Annotated in this window: 20 protein-coding genes; 12 read left to right on the forward strand and 8 right to left on the reverse strand. The window is 42.1% G+C overall.

Annotated features, from left to right (window positions below; genetic code table 11):
- Window positions 1–89 precede the first annotated feature (89 nt).
- The gene (gene adeR / locus DPG01_RS14920; protein WP_110975644.1) at window positions 90–824 is read right to left on the reverse strand and encodes an efflux system response regulator transcription factor AdeR; all 735 of its coding nucleotides are present in this window, start codon (window positions 822–824) and stop codon (window positions 90–92) included.
- Between the two features lie 146 nt (window positions 825–970).
- Here adeR and DPG01_RS14925 point away from each other — a divergent pair, with 146 nt between their 5' ends.
- From DPG01_RS14925 to adeC, 3 genes are all read left to right on the forward strand, one after another.
- On the forward strand, window positions 971–2,140 hold the full coding sequence (locus DPG01_RS14925) for an efflux RND transporter periplasmic adaptor subunit (protein WP_110975645.1): 1,170 nt from the start codon (window positions 971–973) through the stop codon (window positions 2,138–2,140).
- Entirely contained in the window at window positions 2,140–5,250 is a 3,111-nt protein-coding gene (locus tag DPG01_RS14930) for an efflux RND transporter permease subunit (RefSeq protein WP_110975646.1), read from the forward strand. Before DPG01_RS14925 ends, DPG01_RS14930 begins: the two co-directional genes overlap by 1 nt.
- A gap of 79 nt (window positions 5,251–5,329) precedes the next feature.
- Window positions 5,330–6,733, forward strand: coding sequence for an AdeC/AdeK/OprM family multidrug efflux complex outer membrane factor (gene adeC / locus DPG01_RS14935; protein WP_110975647.1), 1,404 nt, complete (start codon window positions 5,330–5,332; stop codon window positions 6,731–6,733).
- Window positions 6,734–6,948: 215 nt separating this feature from the next.
- Here the strand turns inward: adeC and DPG01_RS14940 are convergent, their stop codons facing one another.
- Window positions 6,949–9,903: a heavy metal translocating P-type ATPase gene (locus DPG01_RS14940; protein WP_110975648.1), complete on the reverse strand. Its 2,955-nt coding sequence runs from the start codon at window positions 9,901–9,903 to the stop codon at window positions 6,949–6,951.
- Window positions 9,904–9,985: 82 nt separating this feature from the next.
- Between DPG01_RS14940 and DPG01_RS14945 the strand changes: the two genes are divergently transcribed.
- The 4 genes from DPG01_RS14945 (at window position 9,986) to DPG01_RS14960 (ending at window position 14,132) form a co-directional block, all read left to right on the forward strand.
- Window positions 9,986–10,381 carry a MerR family transcriptional regulator gene (locus DPG01_RS14945; RefSeq protein WP_110975649.1) on the forward strand — a complete coding sequence of 132 codons (396 nt, stop codon included), beginning with the start codon at window positions 9,986–9,988 and terminating at the stop codon, window positions 10,379–10,381.
- 71 nt (window positions 10,382–10,452) lie between these two features.
- Window positions 10,453–11,043: a 5-formyltetrahydrofolate cyclo-ligase gene (locus DPG01_RS14950; RefSeq protein WP_110975650.1), complete on the forward strand. Its 591-nt coding sequence runs from the start codon at window positions 10,453–10,455 to the stop codon at window positions 11,041–11,043.
- Between the two features lie 148 nt (window positions 11,044–11,191).
- The gene (gene lon, locus DPG01_RS14955; protein WP_110975651.1) at window positions 11,192–13,621 is read left to right on the forward strand and encodes an endopeptidase La; all 2,430 of its coding nucleotides are present in this window, start codon (window positions 11,192–11,194) and stop codon (window positions 13,619–13,621) included.
- Between the two features lie 130 nt (window positions 13,622–13,751).
- Complete coding sequence (locus DPG01_RS14960) at window positions 13,752–14,132, forward strand: VOC family protein (RefSeq protein WP_110975652.1); 381 nt, start codon at window positions 13,752–13,754, stop codon at window positions 14,130–14,132.
- A gap of 236 nt (window positions 14,133–14,368) precedes the next feature.
- Here DPG01_RS14960 and DPG01_RS14965 read toward each other — a convergent pair whose 3' ends face one another.
- The gene (locus DPG01_RS14965) at window positions 14,369–15,310 is read right to left on the reverse strand and encodes a M20/M25/M40 family metallo-hydrolase (RefSeq protein WP_110975653.1); all 942 of its coding nucleotides are present in this window, start codon (window positions 15,308–15,310) and stop codon (window positions 14,369–14,371) included.
- Between the two features lie 146 nt (window positions 15,311–15,456).
- Here DPG01_RS14965 and rlmH point away from each other — a divergent pair, with 146 nt between their 5' ends.
- From rlmH to DPG01_RS14980, 3 genes are all read left to right on the forward strand, one after another.
- Window positions 15,457–15,939, forward strand: coding sequence for a 23S rRNA (pseudouridine(1915)-N(3))-methyltransferase RlmH (gene rlmH / locus DPG01_RS14970; protein ID WP_004980899.1), 483 nt, complete (start codon window positions 15,457–15,459; stop codon window positions 15,937–15,939).
- 107 nt (window positions 15,940–16,046) lie between these two features.
- Entirely contained in the window at window positions 16,047–16,823 is a 777-nt protein-coding gene (locus tag DPG01_RS14975; protein WP_110975654.1) for a dioxygenase, read from the forward strand.
- Window positions 16,824–16,963: 140 nt separating this feature from the next.
- Window positions 16,964–17,743: an META and DUF4377 domain-containing protein gene (locus DPG01_RS14980; RefSeq protein WP_110975663.1), complete on the forward strand. Its 780-nt coding sequence runs from the start codon at window positions 16,964–16,966 to the stop codon at window positions 17,741–17,743.
- Window positions 17,744–17,818: 75 nt separating this feature from the next.
- On the opposite strand, the gene gdhA is transcribed toward DPG01_RS14980, so the two are convergent.
- Window positions 17,819–19,162 (reverse strand): NADP-specific glutamate dehydrogenase, encoded by a 1,344-nt coding sequence (gene gdhA / locus DPG01_RS14985; RefSeq protein WP_110975655.1) that lies wholly within the window; start codon window positions 19,160–19,162, stop codon window positions 17,819–17,821.
- A gap of 347 nt (window positions 19,163–19,509) precedes the next feature.
- Between gdhA and DPG01_RS14990 the strand changes: the two genes are divergently transcribed.
- Window positions 19,510–20,304, forward strand: a complete 795-nt coding sequence (locus tag DPG01_RS14990; RefSeq protein ID WP_110975656.1) for an RnfABCDGE type electron transport complex subunit B — start codon at window positions 19,510–19,512, stop codon at window positions 20,302–20,304.
- A gap of 3 nt (window positions 20,305–20,307) precedes the next feature.
- Window positions 20,308–21,021, forward strand: a complete 714-nt coding sequence (gene nth, locus DPG01_RS14995; RefSeq protein ID WP_086208426.1) for an endonuclease III — start codon at window positions 20,308–20,310, stop codon at window positions 21,019–21,021.
- A gap of 10 nt (window positions 21,022–21,031) precedes the next feature.
- Here nth and DPG01_RS15000 read toward each other — a convergent pair whose 3' ends face one another.
- The 4 genes from DPG01_RS15000 to DPG01_RS15015 form a co-directional block, all read right to left on the reverse strand.
- Window positions 21,032–21,229: a hypothetical protein gene (locus DPG01_RS15000; protein WP_110975657.1), complete on the reverse strand. Its 198-nt coding sequence runs from the start codon at window positions 21,227–21,229 to the stop codon at window positions 21,032–21,034.
- A gap of 82 nt (window positions 21,230–21,311) precedes the next feature.
- Window positions 21,312–21,971, reverse strand: coding sequence for an adenylate kinase (gene adk, locus DPG01_RS15005; protein WP_086208428.1), 660 nt, complete (start codon window positions 21,969–21,971; stop codon window positions 21,312–21,314).
- A 77-nt stretch (window positions 21,972–22,048) separates the two neighbouring features.
- Window positions 22,049–23,365, reverse strand: coding sequence for a hypothetical protein (locus DPG01_RS15010; RefSeq protein ID WP_086208429.1), 1,317 nt, complete (start codon window positions 23,363–23,365; stop codon window positions 22,049–22,051).
- A 63-nt stretch (window positions 23,366–23,428) separates the two neighbouring features.
- Window positions 23,429–23,947 carry a hypothetical protein gene (locus DPG01_RS15015; RefSeq protein ID WP_086208430.1) on the reverse strand — a complete coding sequence of 173 codons (519 nt, stop codon included), beginning with the start codon at window positions 23,945–23,947 and terminating at the stop codon, window positions 23,429–23,431.
- Window positions 23,948–23,949 lie beyond the last annotated feature (2 nt).

Here is a 23,949-nt window from a genome sequence, read left to right on the forward strand (position 1 = left end):
AACTGTGTACTAATACCTGACTTATTTTTCATATTATTTTCTAGCCCTATTCCTTCGCATTCTCCACATCTTGCACGGTTTTATATTACTCATTGCAAGTCTTTTGGCTGATCTAATCGGTACCCGACCCCACGTACATTCATTAGTATCTGCTCAAGTCCTTGCTCTTCAAGTTTCTTTCTTAACTTACTCACATGACTGTCAACTGTACGTTCAAGCGCATCACTATCTGGCAAGCATTGGTTCATCAGCTCACTACGACTAAATACTTTATGTGGATGATCAATCATTAACAGAAGAATTTTATATTCCGTTAACGTCAGATTCAGTAAAATCTTTTTATTCTGTCGCTGTACATAGACACTACGAAGTTCTGTATTAATTTCAATATTTCTATACAACAACTGCTTCTGCTGGGCTTGCATACTGTGCTGAGTTCTTCTTAAGACAGCTTGCACCCGTGCAACCACTTCATTTGGGTTAAAAGGTTTGACCACAAAGTCATCCGCACCAATTCTGAGTGCCATCACTTTATCAATATCTTGATCAAGTGCCGTTAACATAATGACAGGCGTTTGTGCTTTTTGACGAATTTTACTTAGCACTTCCCAACCGTTTAGCTCAGGCAACTTAATATCGAGCACAATTAAATCAATTACTTGTGCTGCATGTATTTCAATTGCTTGCTTGCCATTCATCGCACGAATCACGTGCATCCCTTCACGTTTTAAATAGTGCTCGATAATATCGCCAATCTCATACTCATCTTCTACAACAAGAATCTGTTTGTCATGGCAATCAAAAGAAAATGAAGCTTCGAACATGAATAGGTTATCGAATAATTTCAGTCAATCTCCATAATACGCCGATTTATCTGTGTATCTCCACACTTTTTCCACATTTCAGAGATCATCGTTACACACTTCTCAAAAATAATGACAGCATCAAAAACTCCCAAGGCTTGGACAGTATGCAAAAGCATCTTTTACTTCCATTATTTTTATCTATCGGACTGATACTACAAGGGTGTGGCTCAGAGCAAGCAACTCAGGCAGAAGCTGCTCCTGCAAAAGTAAGCGTACTCAATCTTCAACCGCAGTCGGTGAATTTTAGTGAGAACCTCCCTGCGCGTGTACAAGCCTTCCGTACTGCTGAAATACGTCCACAAGTCGGTGGCATTATTGAAAAGGTATTGTTTACTCAAGGCAGTGAAGTTAAAGCAGGACAAGCACTCTATAAAATTAATTCAGAAATCTTTCAAGCCGATGTGAATAGTAATCAGGCTTCACTCAATAAAGCAGAAGCTGAGGTTGCACGTTTAAAAGTTCAGCTAGCACGTTATGAACAATTACTGCCTAGCAATGCGATTAGTAAGCAAGAAGTCAGTAATGCTCAAGCGGAATACCGTCAGGCTTTGGCTGATGTTGCACAAATGAAAGCCTTGCTGACTCGTCAAAACCTGAATCTACAATATGCCACTGTACGCGCACCGATTTCAGGTCGTATCGGACAATCATTCGTGACTGAAGGTGCTTTGGTGAGTCAAGGTGATACCAATACCATGGCGACTGTTCAACAAATCGACAAAGTCTATGTCGATGTAAAGCAATCTATTAGCGAATATGAACGACTACAGATCGCACTACAAAGCGGTGAGTTATCGGCAAATAATGAGAAGACCGTTCGGATTTCCAACAGCCACGGACAGCCTTATAAAGTCAGTGCGAAGATGCTGTTTGAAGATATTAATGTCGATCCCGAAACAGGCGATGTCACCATTCGAATTGAAGTGCAAAACCCTGAACGAAAACTCCTTCCGGGGATGTATGTCCGCGTCAATATCGACCGTGCTTCTGTTCCTCAAGCTTTACTCGTCCCTGCCCAAGCGATTCAACGTAATATCAATGGTGATCCACAAGTCTATGTCATCAATGCCAAAGGAGCAGCAGATATTCGCCCAATCGAATTGGGTCAGCAATATGAGCAGTATTACATTGCCAATAAGGGATTAAAAACAGGTGACAAAGTGGTCGTTGAAGGGATTGAACGTATCCAAGCGAACCAAAAACTGCAACTCACGACTTGGAAAGCACCATCATCGAACAATAGCACCTCACCTATGACTCAAGGAGCGAAATGATGATGTCACAATTTTTCATTCGCCGCCCTGTGTTTGCATGGGTGATTGCGATTTTCATTATCCTGTTTGGGCTACTCAGTATCCCCAAACTGCCGATTGCTCGCTTTCCAAGTGTCGCGCCACCTCAAGTCAACATTAGTGCGACTTATCCCGGCGCAACGGCAAAAACCATTAATGACAGTGTTGTGACCTTGATCGAAAGAGAATTATCTGGGGTTAAAAACTTGCTTTATTATAGTTCGACCACAGATACCTCTGGTACAGCGCAAATCTCAGCGACCTTTAAACCGGGTACTGATGTTGAAATGGCACAAGTCGATGTGCAAAACAAAATCAAAGCGGTTGAAGCACGTCTACCACAAGTGGTTCGTCAACAAGGCTTACAAGTCGAAGCATCTTCATCAGGCTTTTTGATGTTAGTCGGTATCAACTCACCGAATGGTCAATATTCTGAAGTTGATCTGAGTGATTATTTGGTTCGCAATGTGGTGGAAGAACTGAAACGTGTTGAAGGTGTTGGTAAAGTTCAATCCTTCGGTGCAGAAAAAGCCATGCGAATTTGGGTCGACCCCAATAAACTGGTGTCTTATGGCCTGTCAATTAGTGATGTGAATACAGCGATTCGCGAGAACAATGTTGAAATTGCACCCGGTCGTCTTGGAGATATGCCTGCTGAAAAAGGTCAACTGATCACTGTACCGCTCTCTGCACAAGGACAATTGGGCAATGTTGAGCAATTTAGAAATATCAGTTTAAAAAGTAAAACCAATGGTAGTGTGATCAAGCTGTCTGATGTCGCCAAGGTTGAAATCGGCTCACAAGCCTATAATTTTGCCATTTTGGAAGATGGTAAACCTGCTACGGCTGCTGCAATCCAACTCAGTCCGGGCGCGAATGCCGTCAAAACGGCGGAGGGTGTTAAAGCCAAAATCGAAGAACTAAAGTTGAATTTACCAGAAGGGATGCAAATCAGTGTTCCTTATGACACTGCACCTTTCGTTAAAATTTCGATTGAGAAAGTGATTCATACCTTACTCGAAGCTATGGTTCTGGTTTTCATTGTAATGTATCTGTTCTTGCATAATGTTCGTTATACCTTAATTCCTGCGATTGTCGCGCCAATTGCATTGCTAGGTACTTTTGCGGTCATGCTATTGGCAGGCTTTTCCATCAACGTACTGACCATGTTTGGTATGGTGCTTGCGATTGGGATCATCGTTGATGATGCAATTGTAGTGGTTGAAAACGTAGAACGAATCATGGCGACAGAAGGTTTATCTCCTAAAGAAGCGACCTCTAAAGCAATGAAGGAAATCACCAGTCCAATTATCGGGATTACACTGGTACTGGCTGCGGTGTTTTTACCGATGGCGTTTGCGAGTGGTTCAGTGGGGATTATCTATCAGCAATTTACATTAACCATGTCAGTGTCCATTCTGTTCTCCGCATTATTGGCTTTGATCTTAACCCCTGCTCTCTGCGCCACCATTCTAAAACCGATTGATGGTCATCATCAAAAGAAAGGTTTCTTTGCATGGTTTGATCGTAGCTTTGACAAAGTCACCAAAAAATATGAAATGATGCTACTCAAAGTCATCAAGCACAGTATTCCGATGATGGTGATCTTTGTGGTGATTACGGGCATTACCTTTGCAAGCATGAAATATTGGCCCACAGCATTTATGCCCGAAGAAGATCAAGGCTGGTTTCTCACCTCTTTCCAACTGCCATCGGATGCGACTACTGAACGTACTCGAAATGTGGTGAATGAGTTTGAAAGCAGTCTAAAAGACAATCCAAATGTGAAAAGTAACACTACTATTATGGGTTGGGGCTTTAGTGGTTCGGGACAAAACGTGGCAGTCGCGTTTACGACCCTTGCCGATTTTAAAGACCGCACATCGACAGCAACCGAAATGACCAATACCGTCAATGCAACCATGGCGAACAGTAAAGAAGGTGCAACCATGGCGGTACTTCCGCCTGCCATTGATGAATTGGGCACTTTTTCAGGTTTTAGTTTACGTTTACAAGATCGAGCCAACTTAGGTATGCCTGCGCTACTGGCTGCTCAAGACCAGTTAATGGCAATGGCTGCCAAGAATAAAAAATTCTATATGGTGTGGAATGAAGGTCTACCACAAGGTGACAACATTTCTTTAAAAATTGATCGTGAAAAACTTAATGTTTTAGGGGTGAAGTTCTCTGATGTCTCCGACATCATCTCGACCTCAATGGGATCTATGTATATCAACGACTTTCCGAATCAGGGTCGTATGCAACAAGTGATTGTTCAAGTTGATGCCAAAGCACGGATGCAATTGAAAGATATTTTAAACCTGAAAGTGGCTGGCTCGAATGGGCAATTAGTTTCTTTATCCGAAGTGGTTACACCACAATGGAGCAAAGCACCACAACAATATAATCGCTATAACGGTCGACCATCTTTGAGTATTGCAGGGATTCCAAACTTTGATACATCATCTGGTGATGCGATGCGTGAAATGGAACAACTGATTGCCAAATTACCGAAAGGCATTGGTTATGAATGGACGGGTATTTCCTTACAGGAAAAACAGTCTGAATCACAAATGGCGTTCTTACTCGGTTTATCTATGCTGGTGGTCTTCCTTGTACTCGCTGCACTCTATGAAAGTTGGGCAATTCCACTGTCAGTGATGCTCGTCGTACCACTGGGTATTTTCGGTGCAATTGTGGCAATTATGTCGAGAGGTATGATGAATGATGTGTTCTTTAAAATTGGCTTGATTACCATCATCGGTTTATCTGCCAAGAATGCCATTTTGATTGTTGAATTTGCCAAGATGCTCAAGGAAGAAGGCATGAGTTTAATTGAAGCCACTGTTGCGGCAGCAAAACTTCGTTTACGCCCGATTCTAATGACTTCACTTGCCTTTACTTGTGGTGTAATTCCATTGGTCATCGCATCAGGCGCAAGTTCAGAAACCCAACATGCCTTAGGCACAGGCGTATTTGGTGGCATGATCTCAGCAACGATTCTGGCGATTTTCTTTGTACCTGTCTTCTTTATCTTTGTCTTGGGTGCAGTTGAAAAGCTGTTTTCTTCGAAAGAAAAAAATCCATCTTAAATAGCATTGAACAGAGAAAATCAAACGATTTTCTCTGTTCTCTCCTCTGCATTCATCTTTATATTATTTGGAGAAGACCATGTCTAAAGTGACTGTCTTATCTCGTGGGCTACTCATCTCTACGCTTTCAATGACAATAACGGCGTGTATGAATATGCAAGCACCTCAGCCGATGATCAAATCAGATATTCCACAGAATTTTGCGCAGACAAACATAGGAATTTCGATTGCACATCAGGGCTATAAACAATTCTTTGTTGATACGCAATTATTACAAGTGATTGAAATCAGCTTAGATCACAATCGTGATTTACGTACAGCCACGTTGAATATTCAACGTGCACAGCAACAGTACCAAATCAGCAAAAATGATCAACTAGCGACTATTGGTGCAAATGGTAGTGCGATTCGACAAGTCAACGCTTCTATGAATCCCAATAATCCTTATTCAGCTTTCCAAGTCGGGCTTGGTATGACAGCCTATGAACTGGATTTTTGGGGACGTGTGAAAAGCTTAAAAGATGTGGCGTTGAATAATTACTTTGCCACGCAAAGCGCACAAGAAGCCACACAGATCAGTTTAGTCAGCCAAGTTTCTCAAGCTTGGTTGGATTACGCCTATGCTCAAGCCAATTTAAACTTTGCTGAACAAACACTTAAAGCGCAACTTGATGCATACAATCTGAACAAAAAACGTTTTGATGCGGGTATTGAAAGTGAAGTCCCTTTGCGTCAAGCACAGATTTCCGTAGAGACTGCCACAAATGATGTGGCTGCGTATAAAACTCAAGTATTACAGGCACAGAATTTACTCAATCTATTGGCTGGGCAAGTTGTTCCTCAACACCTTCTCCCAAATCATGCCGTGAAAAGTATCAGTATGGAGACCAACTTTGCGACAGGCTTAAGTAGTGATTTACTCAATAATCGCCCTGATCTAAAAGCGGCTGAATATCAACTTAAAGCAACAGGCGCAAATATTGGCGCAGCAAAAGCACGTATGTATCCAAACATTAGTCTGACAGGTTCTACAGGTTATGCCTCAACTGAACTAAAAGATTTATTTAAATCTGGCGGTTTTTCTTGGTCAGTTGGACCAAGTATTGAACTTCCTATCTTTGATTGGGGAACGCGTAAAGCCAATATTAAGATTGCTGAAACAGAACAAAAAATTGCATTGGCGAATTATGAAAAAGCTATTCAGTCTGCATTCCGTGAGGTCAATGATGCCTTGGCTGCACAGGCTCATATCGAAAATCGTTTAAATGCGCAACGCCGTTTGGTTTCTGCGACCAATACCACCTACAAATTATCCACGGCTCGTTTTAAAGCAGGCATAGAGAGTTATTTAACCGTGTTGGATGCTCAACGCTCTGCTTACGCAGCTCAACAAGGTCTACTCATGCTTGAACAAACCAAATTGAATACTCAAATCGAATTATACAAAGCTTTAGGCGGTGGATTATCTAGACCCATTTCTTAACTTTTCAATGATGAGAACTCAGTGCCTCATTCAAGAGAATTTTATTTATTCAATCAGCGCAAAATAAGAAAGGGTCTTCAACTTGAGAATTATCGCAGGGCTATCTATTAAAAGATTACTCCGTTCTTAACTTCCACACGCCATAAAAAAGCGCCTTCTCAAAAGCGCTTTCTTATGGACTTTGGTTTAAATCAGATTTTCAAAAAGAGCTTGTTTTATTTTGCTTTTTGCAGACGTAAAGCGTTCAAAACCACAGACAACGAACTCAGTGACATCGCCACCGCAGCAAACATCGGGGTGAGTAATAAACCTGTTAATGGGTAGAAAATTCCTGCTGCCACAGGTACACCCAAACCGTTATACACAAAGGAAAACGCAAGGTTCTGTTTCATATTACGAACACCCAGTTTCGCCATATGTAGCGCATCGGCTGCTCCACGAATGTCACCCTTCACCAAAGTGACTTGCGCAGTTTGTTTCGCGATATCAGTTCCGTTCCCCATAGCAATCCCGACATTCGCTTGTGCTAAGGCTGGTGCATCATTAATCCCATCTCCCGCCATCGCCACAATTTTACCTTGGGCCTGATATTTCTTCACGATCTCCAGTTTTTCAGTTGGCGTACAGTTGCCATAGACTTGTTGAATACCCAATTCCTTAGCCACCAACTGGGCATTTTGCTCATGGTCACCTGTTGCCATGACCACTTCAATACCATCATCAATCAGCTGTTGAATGACTTGCTGAGCATTGGCTTTAATCGCATCGTGAATAGAAATATAAGCCAGCACTTCTTGGTTATTGCTTAAGAAACTGATCACATTGCCTGTCGCACGCTGCTGATTCAACTGGCTTTGCAAAGTATCATTTAAAGTAATGCCGAGTTGTTCTAGCAACTTTTGGCTGCCAATATAGAGGGTTTGCTCGCCGATCTGCCCTTTGACACCAAACCCAGTCACATCTTCAAAGTCTGCTACTTTAAGCAATTGCTGTGCAGGGACAATTTGAGTCAGAGTTTGAGCAATCGGATGACTAGAATATTGCTCAATCGAGGCAATCCACTGTTCTACTTGAGTTTGTTCTACATTTGGACTGAGCAACTGAATTTCTTTAAGACTTGGTTTACCTTCCGTCAGAGTCCCTGTTTTATCGACAATCAATGTATTGACCTTACTTAACGCTTCAATCGCCTCTGCATCTTTAAACAGTACCCCTTTCTGCGCTGCACGCCCTGTCGTGGCCATTACAGACATTGGCGTTGCTAAACCCAGCGCACATGGGCAAGCAATAATCAGTACCGCCACCGCACACATCAGAGCCAAGTCAAATTGTGCACCACCAAAGATCATCCAAGCAGCAAAGGTCAGCACACTAATCAATAACACGATGATGACAAAGTACTTGGCAAATACATCGGCCAAACGTTGTAACGGCGCTTTTGAACGCTGTGCTTCTGCTACCGTTTGAATCATTTTCGCCAAAGTGGTATTCGCCCCGACCGCCGTGGTTTGAATACGAATACTGCCTTGTTGATTGACCGTACCACCGATCACCGTGTCATGCACTTGCTTTTTCACAGGTACAGGTTCGCCCGTCATCATGGCTTCATCGACATAGGTTTTGCCTTCCACCACTACACCATCGAGTGGAATCTGCTCACCTGAGGCAATTTGTAAAATATCGCCTTGTTTGACCATACCAATATCCACTTCAACCACTTGATCGTTTTGAACCAACTTGGCCGTGTTGACTTGCAGTTTCAGTAAGGCTTTGAGTGAGTCTGCGGTTTTGGCACGCGCTTTCAGTTCCATGATTTGACCAAGCAAACTTAGAGACACGATCATACAGGCCGCTTCAAAGTACACTGCAACGCCGTGCCCAGTTTTGGCTTCCATTGGAATCACACTTGGGAAAATCGTTGCCACGACACTATAAATATAAGCGGCCAACACCCCGACACCAATAAGGCTCCACATATTGAGGTTGCGGGTTTTATACGAAGTCCAGCAACGTTCAATAAAGGGTTTACCCGCCCACAGCACCACAGGAGTCGCGAGGACTAGCTCAATCCACGGCTGAATATGCGGTGAAATGAAACTATGAATGTGCGAACCCATCGCCAGTACAAATACAATCAACGTCAGTGGTAAAGTCATCCAAAAGCGATGGCTAAAGTCCACCAACTCTGGGTTGGGTGCATCATCTAAAGTCGGTTGCATCGGCTCGAGTGCCATACCACAAATCGGACACGTCCCCGGTCCTTTTTGTACAATTTCAGGGTCCATCGGACAGGTATAGTCCATATCCGCAGCCCCTTCAGGCACAGGACGCTGATCTGGTGGAATCAGATAAAACTTAGGGTCAGCCTTAAACTTATCTAAGCAAGAAGGATTACAGAAATAATATGTCTGTTGCTGATAATCCGTTTTTAACTCTGTATTTGGGTCAACGGACATACCACAGACAGGATCAATAAATGCGGATGAACCAGATGGAGCATGATGTTCATGCTTTCCTCCACCGCAACAACTACTTTTGGCTGGTTCTGCTTTAGGTTTAGGTGCACAACAACTGGCTTTGGTATCTGGTTCTGTTTGTGGCTTAGGCGCACAACAGGATGCTTTTTTCTCAACCACTTTCGGAGTCGACCCACAACAACCTGAAGCTTTAACTACAGAATCTAAATGTTCAACCTTTACATAAGCCTCTGGATTGGCAATGAATCTTTGCTGACACTTTTCACTACAAAAATAATAATCCTGCCCCTGCCACTCGGTGTGCGGTTTGCTTAAATCCGTCACGGTCATACCACACACAGGGTCAATAAATGTGGGCTTCTCTGCATCTGACACAGGTTTGGATCCGCAACCACAGCCTTTGGAAATAACTACAGCACTACCCTCTTTCGCCTGAGATGAAGCATTGCTTAAATCTGTTTTCGGCTTACCGCAACAAGTGCTTGATTGTTTTTCTGAGCCTAAGTAAGCCTCTGGGTTAGCGACAAATTTATTTAAACAGCCTGAGCAACAAAACAAATAACGAACAGATTGATGCTCATACACATGTGGAGAATCTTCCGCCACTGTCATACCACAAACTGGGTCGATCCTTACCACCGTAGGTGCTAATTTATCTTTGGAACAGCAAGAAGTTTTGTGTTGCTCACTCATTCTGACTCACCTTTTATTTTTTGATTGTGTTAGCATAAAGTCTGTACCTAGGTACTGAGTCAAGCCTTTTGGAGATTATTTTATGCTCACTATCGGCAAACTGGCAAAACAGTGTCATGTTAATGTAGAAACGATTCGTTATTATCAACGCATTGGTCTGATGCGCATTCCTGAAACCACCCAAAGTTATCGCTACTACAGCCAGCAAGACATTGAAACTCTGGGCTTTATTCAAAAAGGTAAAGATGCGGGCTTACAGCTCAGTGAAATTCAAGATCTACTACATTTGCAACTGGATGACCGCGAAAAAGTCCGTGATGTGATTCAGCAACGTCTGGAAAAAATTGATCAACGGATTCAAGAATTAAATGCACTGAAACAGCGGCTTTCAACTTGGGTGGATGAATGTAAAACCACGACAGATAGCTGTTGCCCTATTTTGCAAGAACTGAAAAAAGGTTCAACGATTGCACCATAAACAATTGCCGTCTTTTTGACTTAGCGATCACTTTAACACCCATCTTTTCGATACTCAGGACTGCGTTCACCATGTCGATTGAACTTACCCAACTCAGAAAACAGCTTCGCAAGCAACGCAGACAAGTTTCCTCCTATCAACAGCAGCAGTCCGAACAGCAAATTTTACAGCGCTTAAAACGCATGCCCGAATTCAAACAGGCCAAGCATGTCGGTATTTATCTACATGCTTTTGGGGAAATTCAGACCCGTAAAATCATTGAATATTGTTTTCATCAGAAAAAAGCAGTGTATTTACCAATGATTTGCAATATGAACCAGCGCTTGGTGTGGGTCAAAGTTTCACGTAATCAATTTCAAAATAAGCGCTTTTCCCACCATCCGTTAGGTATGCAAGAGCCTATGGCAACACGTGGGCAACACGTTTCACATTTAGACCTCCTGCTCATGCCCTTATTGGCGTGTGACCCTTATGGCACACGTATTGGCATGGGCGGTGGTTTTTACGACAAAACCTTGGCTTCTGCGCCCTATCACCGTCCGTTCCGCCTCGGTTTGGCCCATCACTTCCAGTTAGTACCACAGCGCTTGATTCGAGAAACATGGGATCAGCCTTTAGATGGGCTGCTGACCCCTCAACAACATTTACGCTTCAAGCGCTAAAATTGACATTTTTGACTGTTGAGAATACTTAAAAATCACATGTTTAGTCATTTTTTATACAATTTATTTTGACCTGCCCTTGTATTTTTTAAAATACCCATCACTATAAAAAACATGGCAACACCGTTGTCACTCATTAGGAGTGCCCATGTCTGAAATTATTATGAATCAAGAAACCTTAGAGCCTCAGGTTCCAAGTGTATTACCACTTTTAGCGTTACGTGATGTCGTGGTGTATCCACACATGCAAATCGCGCTATTTGTAGGTCGTGAAAAATCGATCAATGCAGTTGATGTGGCTCGTAACAGTGACAATCTAGTATTTGTAGTTGCTCAGAAAGATTCTCTTTCAGAAGAAATTGATCACGACAACTTATATCAATACGGTACTGTCGCGAAGATTGTGCAAGTTGTGAATCATGAAAATGATGAAAACTGTATAAAAGTATTAATTGAAGGCTTACATCGTTCAAAGCTAGAAAAAATCATTGATGAAAATGATTATCTCACAGCAGAACATGCGCTTAGCCCAATGTCAGTCCACATTGACGAAACAACGCAAGAAACACGTGTACAAGAGTTACGTGCCCTGTTTGCTCAATACGCTGAAGCAAAACTACGTAACGCACGTGAACTGATTGCTGCTGCGAACAAGATTGATGATTTACTGCAATTATTATTCTTCGTAGCGACCCGTGTTCCACTGAATATTGATGTGAAGCAAAAATTCCTCGAACACGATGAGTTTGAAGCCCATCTACAAGAACTGATGACGTATTTATTGCAACAATCTGAAGAACAACAGATTGAGCAAACTTTACATGACTCAGTGAAACGTCAAATGGAGAAAAATCAACGCGAATACTTCCTCAATGAAAAGATGAAGGTCATTCAGCGTGAGCTTTCTGACATGAATGGCGGTGCGGAAGATGACGTTGCTGAAATTGAAAAACGTCTTGCTGAAGCAGATTTACCCGAACACGTGCGTAAAAAAGCGGAAAGCGAATTCCGTAAACTCAAAGCAATGCAACCTGCATCTAGTGAAGCGGCTGTGGTGCGCAATTATATCGAGGCCATCTTAGATACACCTTGGAATAAAGCCAGCAAAGTCAGCATTAACTTAAGCAAAGCGCAAGAAATTTTAGATACCGATCATTACGGCTTAGATGACGTGAAAGATCGTATTGTGGAATATCTCGCGGTTCAATCGCGCGTGAAAAAACTCAAAGGCCCAATCCTTTGTTTGGTTGGTCCTCCGGGTGTAGGTAAAACTTCACTGGGTGAATCGGTTGCCAAAGCAACAGGTCGTGAGTTTGTCCGTATGGCACTCGGTGGCGTACGTGACGAAGCGGAAATCCGTGGTCACCGTCGTACCTATATCGGTGCGATGCCGGGTAAAATTGTGCAGTCTTTAACGAAAGTCGGCGTGAAAAACCCATTGTTCTTGCTCGACGAAATCGACAAGATGGCACAAGACTACCGTGGCGACCCTGCTTCTGCGTTGCTTGAAGTACTCGATCCATCACAGAACAGCAAGTTTAACGATCACTACTTAGATCTGGATCTTGACCTGTCTGAAGTGATGTTCATTTGTACGGCCAACAGCATGAATATTCCAGAAGCTTTACTGGATCGTATGGAAGTGATTCGTCTACCGGGTTATACCGAAGATGAAAAAGTCAACATTGCTGAACGCTACCTTGTTCCTAAAGCAATCAAGAACAATGGTCTACGCGCAAAAGAATTGACTGTTCATGAAGAAGCGATTCGTGACATCGTGCAACGTTATACACGTGAAGCTGGTGTGCGTAGCTTAGAGCGCGAAGTCTCTAAAATTGCTCGTAAAGTGGTAAAAGAAGCGGTCAGTAAAAAGGCGAAAAATCTGCAAGTCGACGTGACTTCGGCTAACCTTCCAGACTACTTAGGTCCACATAAGTTTGACTTTGGTATGGCGGAAGATGAAGCTCAAGTCGGTCGCGTCAACGGTTTAGCATGGACTTCTGTCGGTGGTGAGTTATTGACCATTGAAGTTGCAGCGGTCAAAGGTAAAGGCAAATTCATCACCACAGGTTCACTCGGTGACGTGATGAAAGAATCCATTACTGCTGCTATGACCGTGGTACGTACCCGTGCAGATGAACTCGGTATTGATGCATCTCGCTTTGATGAAACAGATGTACACGTTCACTTACCTGAAGGTGCAACACCCAAAGACGGCCCTTCTGCAGGTCTCGCGTTAACGACAGCATTGGTTTCTGCCTTTACTGGTATTCCAATTCGTCTTGATATCGCGATGACAGGTGAAACCAGTCTAGGGGGCCGTGCAATGCGTATTGGTGGCTTGAAAGAGAAACTACTCGCAGCACACCGTGGTGGAATTAAGCTGGTCTTCATTCCTCAAGACAACGTCCGTGATTTATCTGAAATCCCTGACAATGTCAAAGAAGGTTTAGAGATTAAAGCAGTAAAATCAATTGATGAGATTTTACCGTTAGCATTAACATCTATGCCTGAACCATTGGTTAAGGCACCGATTGTGAAAGCAGTCGATGAAGGCAAAAAAGCTGCACGCCACTGATTCGGTATGATGAAAAGAGAGAGCTTCGGCTCTCTTTTTTTATTACAAATCAGCGTAGAGAATTCCACATACCGTCGTACATTGAGCAACTACAATAATTCAATCAAGGGATAGATGTAGGACAAATAAAATGAAAAATCCAATTGGATGGTTTGAAATTTATGTAGATGACTTATCTCGTGCCAAACAATTTTACCAATCCGTTTTTAAGGTTCAGCTGACTGAACTTACACCACCTTCAGATGGTAATTCACTGCAAATGTGGGCATTTCCATCAGATATGCAAGCCTACTGTGCTTCTGGAGCACTGGTCAAAATGCCTGGTGTTGTTGCAGGAGCGAACAGTACCCTAATCTATTTTTCATGTGAAGATTGTGCGCACGAAGCCAGCCGTATTATGGAATTTGGTGGAAAAATCCATGAAGCGAAGATTTCTATTGGCGAATATGGTTATGTTGTGATTGCTTTCGATAGCGAAGGAAATATGATTGGTTTGCATTCTATGCAATAAAATAAACTTAAAATTCTAGCCTCACGTGTACATGCTTTTTTTATAAACCTTTTAAGCTAATTTAGACTTGAAAATTTTGTAAAAATCCCGATATAAATAGTAGGAATATGTATGTGCTGTATGTTTCCTCTTTATTCGATTTTAAAATCGTATGGTCATCTGATTCTCCAGACGGATGACCTTTTATCGCAGTTCTCACTACTTGGGAACTGCGTTTTTTATTGTTTAATGATCAATTAAGGTTTCAATAAATGCTGCACTAGCCCGTCAATCACATTGGTCATTTTAGTTAAATTTAATGTGGCTAAACGATCTGTTTTGGCGTGATAATGAGCATTTCGATAAAAAGCAGTATCCGTAATCATCACTGCTGGAATATCAAACTCCCAATAATTCAGATGATCTGAAAAATCGAAAGCATTGGCAAAGCTTGGTGCAACCAAACGCTGACATTCCAGTTGATTCAACTCCTGCATCGCAGCACAGTAGCCTGTACCTAAATCACGTGAACTGACATTACTCACGGTTGCAATAAAATTACCATGGGTTGGATAAATCCATTTTAAACCCACTGGATAGTTCTGAATCGGCTGCTCGCTAAAGAAACCAATCATGTCTAAAATATACACCCCTTTAATCTTCTCTTTGTGAGCTTGGACTGACTTCGCGTGGGCATAACTCCCCATTTGCTGAGTTTTAGAAAATGGAGGCTCTTCCAGACTATAAAAAACGAACTCTACATTATTAGGTAGTTTAGACTTTTGCTCTGCCAAAATCCGTGCAGTTTCAATCACACCAGCAACACCAGAGGCATTGTCATCGGCGCCATCTTGCTCACCAAAGACGTCATAATGCGCCCCAACAATCACGCGGTCTGCACGTCCGACGTTTAAACTACACACTACATTTCGGTAGATTTGCTGATTGGCCGTAAAGTTTTGATATTGGCATGGCACACCCAACAAGCGCATCTGTTCTTTAATCCATGCAGAGACACGATTCAGCTCGTCGAGATTTTTATAATTACGTGCTTTGCCCTGACCAATCACCTGCTCCAAATAGACCTGTAAGTTTTGTTCATCAGCCATTTTGACGTTGCTTGCGAATACCTCCCCTGTGAAAGTACCCAGTACAACAATCAACAAAAAAGCCTGTTTTTTTAAAATTTTGAGCCACATTGTTATTATTCCAAGTATTTCTTATTCCACTCATTTGTTGAATTAAGCAACATTGGCTCAATGAATTCAATTGCATTTTGTTTCGTCTCACTGCAAAGCCATACTTTCACCGTTATAATAAATCGTCTCCATATACATACTTCATTATGAAAATCCGTATTCTGACCATTGGTCAAAAAATGCCAGCGTGGGTGCTCACTGGTTTTGAAGATTATTTTAAACGTATTCAGCCTTTTGTTCAGACACAAATTATTGAACTGCCAATGGCAAAGCGTGGCAAAAATGACTCGGAAGCAGATATTTTGAAGTATCGCCAAATTGAAGGCGATAGCATCTTGAATGCCATGAAAGGCAATGAAGTCTTGATTGCTTTAGAGGTTGGAGGACGCGAGTTTAGTACCGAAAAACTGGCTGAAACCATGAAAGGATGGATGCTTGAGGGTAATGATATTGTACTTGCTATTGGCGGACCTGATGGCCATTCTGAAGCAGTACGTAAAGCGGCTGCTTGGCATTGGTCATTATCTAAACTCACTTTGCCCCACCCCATGGTTCGCGTAATGCTGATTGAACAGCTATATCGTGCGATGAGCATCAACCATAATCATCCTTATCATCGGGCAGGCTAGGTCAATTTCCGTTCTATTTTCAGAACAATACGTTGATGTTTTTCACATTACTGAAATGAGCAGAATCTGACACAATGGTTTCCATCTTCCTTTATTAGGCTTTCACAATGAACTTACAAACGCTCCCCGGCTTATTCATTTCTCATGGCTCCCCCATGCTTGCGTTGAATCCTGAGCAAGTTGGGCCTGCGTTACACCGTTTAAGCCTAAACCTACCAAAGCCACAAGCCATCGTTATTATGTCTGCACACTGGGAAAGTAACGCACTAGAAGTAAGTACAGGTATACGTCCTGAGACATGGCACGATTTCCGCGGCTTTCCTGCTGAACTTTATGACATTCGCTACCCTGCCCCAGGTCAACCCCAGCTCGCTGAAGAAATCTTAAATTTGTTGGCAGAAGCAAATTTTTCAGCACATGCGAATGGCACCCGTCCGCGGGATCATGGCGTTTGGATGCCTTTACTACATATGTATCCTGATGCTGACATTCCTGTGGTAGAGATTTCTCTGCCAATGAACTTATCTGCCCAAGAGATTTATAGAATTGGACAAACGCTTGCGCCACTTCGTGAGCAGCAGGTATTACTGATTGGTTCTGGAAGTATCACACATAACTTAGCTGAGCTGTCTTGGCATGGCCAATCCCAAGCGGTACCTGAATGGGCATCGACATTTCGGAACCATGTGGTCGCAAAACTCAGTCATCAGGACTATGATGCGGTTTTAAACTGGGAATCTATTCCTTTTGTCCGTCGTAATCATCCAACTTTAGAACACTTTTCGCCCATATTTTTTGCGATGGGTACAGGGCATCGTTTTAATATTGTACATAGCAGCTTTACCATGGGTGCACTGGGTATGGACATTTATCGTTTCGACTAACACATAAATTTTAATTATAAATTAACAAAAAAATATTTATGGATACATTCTGAAACTGAAAAGAACTGAATGTATTCATTCTTTTAAAAAGAAGATGGGATATTATGGATCTTGTTATTTTAAATCAAGAACTTGTAACCATGAAATTAAAATATTTAGCGATTGCCCTTTTCCCACTCGCACTGGCCGCTTGCCAATCCTCTGATATCCAAAAAGTAGGAGATATCGCTGTGTCTGTACTCCAACAACAAAATGCAGATCAAACACTTGCAAACTACCATTGGAGCGCGAATACCACAGATGCGCCCAAGCCTTTGGTTTTAAACTTTGACAAAGCAGGTCGTCTAGGGATTGCAACCAGTTGTAACGGCATGGGGACTAGCTGGAAAGTTGAAAATAATCAAATCGTGACAGGTAACCTCATGGCAACACAAATGGCATGTGAACCGAAAGCCATGGCACAAGAAAAAGTCGTAGCCAACCTATTTGACAACCGTAAAGTGCCTTTCGTTTTAAATCTCAATGATCCTGAAGCACCAACATTAACAGTGATCTCTGCGAATGGTGAAAAAATTGTTTTCACAGGCAAGCAAACAGCTGAATCGAAATATCAAAGTCAAGGTGAAACTGTTTTCTTAGAAATCTCACCAGAGACCAAAACATGTTCTACAGGCGTTGCTCATATGGAGTGTCTACAAGTTCGTGAACTTAAATATGCTGAAAATGGGGTAAAAACCCAAGTCGATAAAGACTGGACATTATTTTATAACCATATTGACGGTTTCACGCATAACCCGAAAGAGCGTCAGATTGTACGTGTGAAGCGTTATGAAATTCACAACCCTGCGGCTGACAAATCCAAATATGCTTATGTGCAAGACATGATCATTGAACGTGAAGCGGTAAAAGGCTCATTGTAATCGTTCAATGACCTAGAAAAAAACCGAGGCTATACCTCGGTTTTTTTCTTGAGTATTGATCTAAGTGTATATAACTTAGAATACGCCTTGAGCAAGCATTGCATCGGCCACTTTTACAAAACCTGCAATGTTGGCACCATTAACATAGTTCACAGAGCCATCTTCTTGTGTACCGTATTTCACACAGTTACGGTGAATTTCTTTCATGATCGCGTGTAAGCGCTCATCAACCTCTTCAAACGTCCAACCCAAACGTAAAGCATTTTGTGACATTTCTAAGCCAGAAGTTGCAACACCACCCGCATTCGAAGCCTTACCTGGTGCATATAAAATTTTCGCTTGAACGAACTTTTCTACCGCATCTAAAGTTGAAGGCATATTTGCCCCTTCAGCTACACAAATCACACCATTTGCAAGTAGCGCTTCTGCATCGGCCTGATCTAACTCATTTTGAGTTGCACATGGCAAAGCGATATCACATGGAATAGACCAAGGGCGCTGACCTTCTAAGTATTCAAAACCATGCTTAGAAGCAAACTCAGAGATACGACCACGTTTTACATTTTTTAGTTCCATCACTTCAGCAAGTAGCGCGTCAGTAAAGCCATTTTTGACATATACTGTACCTGCTGAATCGGACAATGAAACGACTTTTGCACCTAAATACATTGCTTTTTCAGCAGCATACTGTGCCACATTCCCTGAACCAGAAATAGTAACCGTTTTAGCTTGAAAGCTATCACCGCGAGTTTTCAGCATTTCTTCCGCAAAATACACTGTGCCATAACCCGTTGCTTCAGGACGGGCCAAAGAACCACCAAAACTTAGACCTTTGCCTGTAAACACACATGAAGTGTCATTGCTCAGCTTCTTCATCATGCCAGTCATATAACCCACTTCACGCCCCCCCACGCCAATATCACCCGCAGGGATATCTGTATTTGAACCAAGGTGGCGATACAACTCAATAATCAGTGCTTGGCAAAAACGCATGATTTCACCTTCAGACTTGCCCTTAGGGTCGAAGTCTGAACCCCCTTTACCCCCGCCCATAGGTAGTGTGGTGAGCGCATTTTTAAAAGTCTGTTCAAAACCCAAGAACTTAAGAATAGACAAATTCACCGATGGATGAAAACGCATACCACCTTTAAATGGACCAATTGCCGAGTTGTACTGAACGCGGAAAGCACGGTTAACATGTGTTTGACCTTGATCATCTACCCATGAAACGCGGAATTGAATTGCACGTTCTGGTTCTACTAAACGCTCTAGCAAACCGTGATCTGCATAACGAGGATTTTTTGCAATGAACGGCCAAAGGCTGGTCATGACTTCCTCTACCGCTTGTAGAAATTCAGGTTGATGTGTATCACGTGTTTTCACGTAATCTAAAAACTCATTAAGGCTGTTATATTTCAACGCTTAATCCTCAGCAAAAAAATGGATCAAAATTGGTCAAATTTTATAAACAATGTTAAATTTTGGCGCAAACAATTAAATATCTTTTCCCAACAATTCACAACACATTTATTCAAAAAAACATATTTATCATTTATATAACAATTATTTATATTAAATATGTCTTAAAACTGGTTATAAAAAATACCAATGAAAACACAGATTTAAAATAATTTAATGCGCAAAAAAGATGCAACAAATGAACCATTTTAGAACATAAGATTATTCAAAAAAAACATGGTAAAATTCAGCATCTACTTAAATTGTCCTAGTATCTCTGCACATACAGTTGCAGGGTCGGTTTACGCATGAACTCGCACATTTCACTTATCCAAAATATAGATGCCCTCCTTCCCCAAACCCAATGCGGGCTCTGTGGACATCGTGATGGTTGCTTGCCTTATGCTAAAGCCATCAGTGAAGGTGAGGCTGCCAATAAATGCGTCCCAGGTGGACAGCCTGTAGCAGATGCATTGGCTCAGTTGCTTAATCGGCCAAAATTCATCGCAGAAGAAAGTGTTTGGCCTATTCAGGCGGATGGCCGTCCGCAGAGAATGAAAGCCATCATTCGCGAGGATGAATGCATTGGCTGTACCAAATGTATTAGTGCCTGCCCAGTAGATGCGATCATTGGTTCTGGTAAACTCATGCACAGCATTTTGTCTGACCTATGCACAGGTTGTGAGCTGTGTATTCCGCCCTGTCCTGTCGACTGTATTGACCTCATTCCAGATGCAGACGAAATACCGACCGAAATCTTGCGTAAAGCTGAGCAAGATGATCTAAGACAACGCTATTACGCACATATACAGCGTGAAGAAAAACAGCGTCTACACCGCAAAGGCCCAGTAGTTCGTGCTGAAATTGATACAGCGTTATTTGCCCAATTTTCAGCACAGAACGATGCAGTACCTGATATTCAGATCATTGAAAAAGAACCAGAAATGACGGTAAAACTCGACGCAAAATCCACCATTGAACTGGCGAAATTACGCGTACAAATCAAAAAACTAGAAAAACAACTCAGCGTGCGTGAAGATACCAAAAAGCGTCTGTTGTTAGATGATTTAACCCAACAGCTTAATCAGTTACAGGAAGCTTAGAGCATGCTAACCACAAGCGGAAAACCTGTAAAAAACATGACCAAAAAGCAAATCCAAATCTTTTTTGAACGTTTACGAGCACAACGCCCAAACCCAAAAACCGAATTGAATTATTCAAGTCCTTTTGAGCTATTAGTGGCCGTGACCTTATCTGCTCAGGCAACGGATGTGAGTGTCAACAAAGCCACAGATAAACTCTTTCCAGTTGCCAACACACCTGAAACGATTTATGCCTTGGGTGTAGATGGTTTAAAAACCTATATTAAAACCATAGGCTTATATAATGCGAAGGCTGAAAATGTCATTAAAGCTTGTAAGATACTGATTGAAAAACATAATAGCATCGTGCCGAACAACCGTGCTGATTTGGAAGCTTTACCCGGTGTAGGGCGAAAAACAGCCAATGTGGTGTTAAATACTGCTTTTGGACAACCGACCATGGCGGTCGATACGCATATTTTTCGTTTAGGCAATCGTACAGGATTAGCGGTTGGCAAAAATGTGCTGGAAGTCGAACACCGTTTAGTGAAAGTCATACCGAAAGAATTTATTGTCGATTCACACCATTGGCTCATTTTACATGGTCGATACTGCTGTATCGCACGCAAACCGAAATGTCATGAGTGCATCGTTTCAGATGTATGTAACTGGCCAGATCGTTTTGAATTTGGTGCAGCACGCATTGCCACAAAAACGATAATAGAAGCTGAACATTAAAGTTCAGTTTTTATTTTTGATTGGATTTATCTTTTAAGTCTTGCTGCAACTTCGGATGCAACTGCCGTTCTGGCTGCTTATTCGACATTTTTTCTTGTTGACTGACATCGCGCAGCATTTTTGCGCTGATATAAAACAAACCTAATAACACCGCCACAGCAACAATAATTAAAACAATGATTCCAACTTGTGCCACACGCGACTCCATTTGAAAAGGATCAAGAAAAAGAGCCCTAATATGACTTAGAGCTCTTTCAATGTCAAAACATTGCCATGTTTAAAACATGCAATTATTTGTCTTGATCAAGAATTGCAAACAAATCTGCTTGTACTTCGTCAATTGGACGTAAGCCATTCAGCTTGTCATAAGTTGGTGCATTTTCACCAGACGCTGCGCGACCTTGGTAGAAACCAACCAACTGTTCAGTTTCAGTATGGTATGAACCTAAACGTTTACGAATCGTTGCTTCTTGGTCATCTGGACGTTGTACCAATTCTTCACCAGTTTCGTCGTCTTTACCTTCCACTTTAGGTGGGTTGTAAACGATGTGATAAACACGGCCCGATGCAGGGTGCTGACGGCGACCCGAAAGACGTTGTACAATTTCTTCGTCAGGAACATCAATTTCAATCACGTGATCAATGTTGATGCCTTCTTTTTCCAAAGCTTCAGCTTGCGGAATCGTACGGGGGAAACCATCAAAGATACAGCCATTTGCACAGTCAGGTTGTGCAATACGTTCTTTCACTAAACCAATGATCAGTTCATCAGATACAAGACCACCGTTGTCCATCACGCTTTTCGCCTGTAGACCGAGTTCAGTTCCTTCACGAATTGCAGCACGGAGCATATCACCGGTTGAAATTTGTGGGACATTGTAGCGCTTACAGATCAACTGAGCTTGTGTACCTTTACCTGCTCCAGGTGGTCCGAGTAAGATAATGCGCATAAAAAAACATCCTCATTTAAACAATGTATTTGACACTTTGTACATGTCGAAAAATTCGACATATTTTTAGCATCTAATTATAAGAAAGCCACAAACAAATGTATTGTACCCGCAATAAAGCCCGTTACCCCACCCAATAAAATCAAAATCCATTCGTCTTCCTGAAATGCAGGACGTAATAAGTTTTGAAATTCTTTCGGCGTTAGCTCTCGAATACGGTCTCTAAACATTTGATAGATTTTCTGTGCACGGCTCGCATTGAACGCTGGGTCGCATACAGGCACCATCGTAATTTCAATTGAACGATCAATCAAGTCCGTCTTCAGTTTTGCGTATTCACGTGGCCCCAAAGACAGTTGCAAAGATGTTCTCACCAATGGTGTTTCCATGATTTCATTAATATGACGTTTGACAATACGACGCGTCTTGTCTTTTTTATTGCCATACATCATTTCAGTCATGATGGATTTTAACGTAATCAGGTCTTCTGTGACTACACTTGCGAACACATCAGACACTTCTTCTTGGCGCTTCATAAATGCGCCTTGTACATTATAAGTCCCTATGCGTGGAATCACAGGCTTAATCCATGGAAACTTACGATTTTTTGTTAATTCAGTGAGTTGCAAGTATCGAACATAATGTGGCTCAATTGGGTTAAACACCATCCAAATCGCAATCCAGTTGGTTAAGAAGCCCCATACTGCCGCCCAAAATGGCACCGTCCAATGCCAAGGTACTACAAACCAAACAATCATTTGGAAGATACCAAAGAACATGCCGATGAGGGCACTAATATGCCAAATAAAGTTGATTTCTTTCTGACCCACTTTCAAGAACATACGAACCATCAATCTGCGGTCGCCTTCCATTTGGCTGACCACCATATCACGCATATCCACAAGTGACTCGACGTTCATGGTCAGTTCGGTCACTAATTCTCGGAGCACAGCTGGAAGCTGTTTATGTGCTTGCGCATAAATTCGACGTTTAATCGAATAAGGTAAATTTTCCCAAAGCACTGCATTGCGGTCAATCATGACTTCATCAATCAGATGCTCAAGTTCAAAACCAACTTGTTCACCAATGATTCGTGCCATATCCTCAGGATCCATTGCATCTAAAAATTCACGCAAAGAACCGAGCTTGGATAAAGTATTATCAGTAATAATGCCTGAAATACGCCCTGCCTTTCTGGGCACAATCCCCTGCCAACCGACAGGCAAAGGGCCAATATGGAAGCCCCAAAAGTTAATCGGATAAAAGACCATTTTCAGGGCCATCCAAACATGCGCCCATGTTACAAATGCAGTTACAGGGATAATACTGAGTACAGCCCAAAAATCGGGTCTATTCAAAAAGGTTTGCCACAACTGATTGACGTACTCAAGCATGCATAACTTCCATATTTAATTTTATTAACTGAATTATATAGCGTTTTAAAAAAGATATTGTGTCTATAAACCAAAGCTTAAAGTATAGGAAAATTGTAGTCTCGGTTCGGTTTCTACAATCACATCCCCCGATTTAGTTTCGAGTTTTTCCCCTGCACCAATCCCTACACTGAATGTACTGATTCGCTCAGGACTAAGTAACACATAAGCAAGATCTACACCACCACCAAGGCGAGCCTCATACTCCCCATCAACTTTTTTACTATCTATATGTCCTGCATAGACACCTAAATAATAGCCATTTTTATCTTTGCCAGTAAAATGAACTGGAAATCTAAAACCAACCTGACCACCCACTGGGTAGTCATCATTCATAAATACCCCAGCTTTTGCATAAGCAATCCCATAAGGATTTACCCATTCTACGTTAGTGTGCAGTAGTTTCTGCGTTACACCTGCTCCCACATTCCATGTTTGAGCACTATCTGTAGGAATTTTTGCTTCTGGCAAAAACGAATTATCTTGAGCGTAGGCTACGTTTGCACAGGCAACAAGTGCCAACACTGGATAAATTCTTGTCATTA

This window comes from Acinetobacter sp. WCHAc060042 (assembly GCF_003231195.1).
Taxonomy (GTDB): Bacteria; Pseudomonadota; Gammaproteobacteria; order Pseudomonadales; family Moraxellaceae; genus Acinetobacter.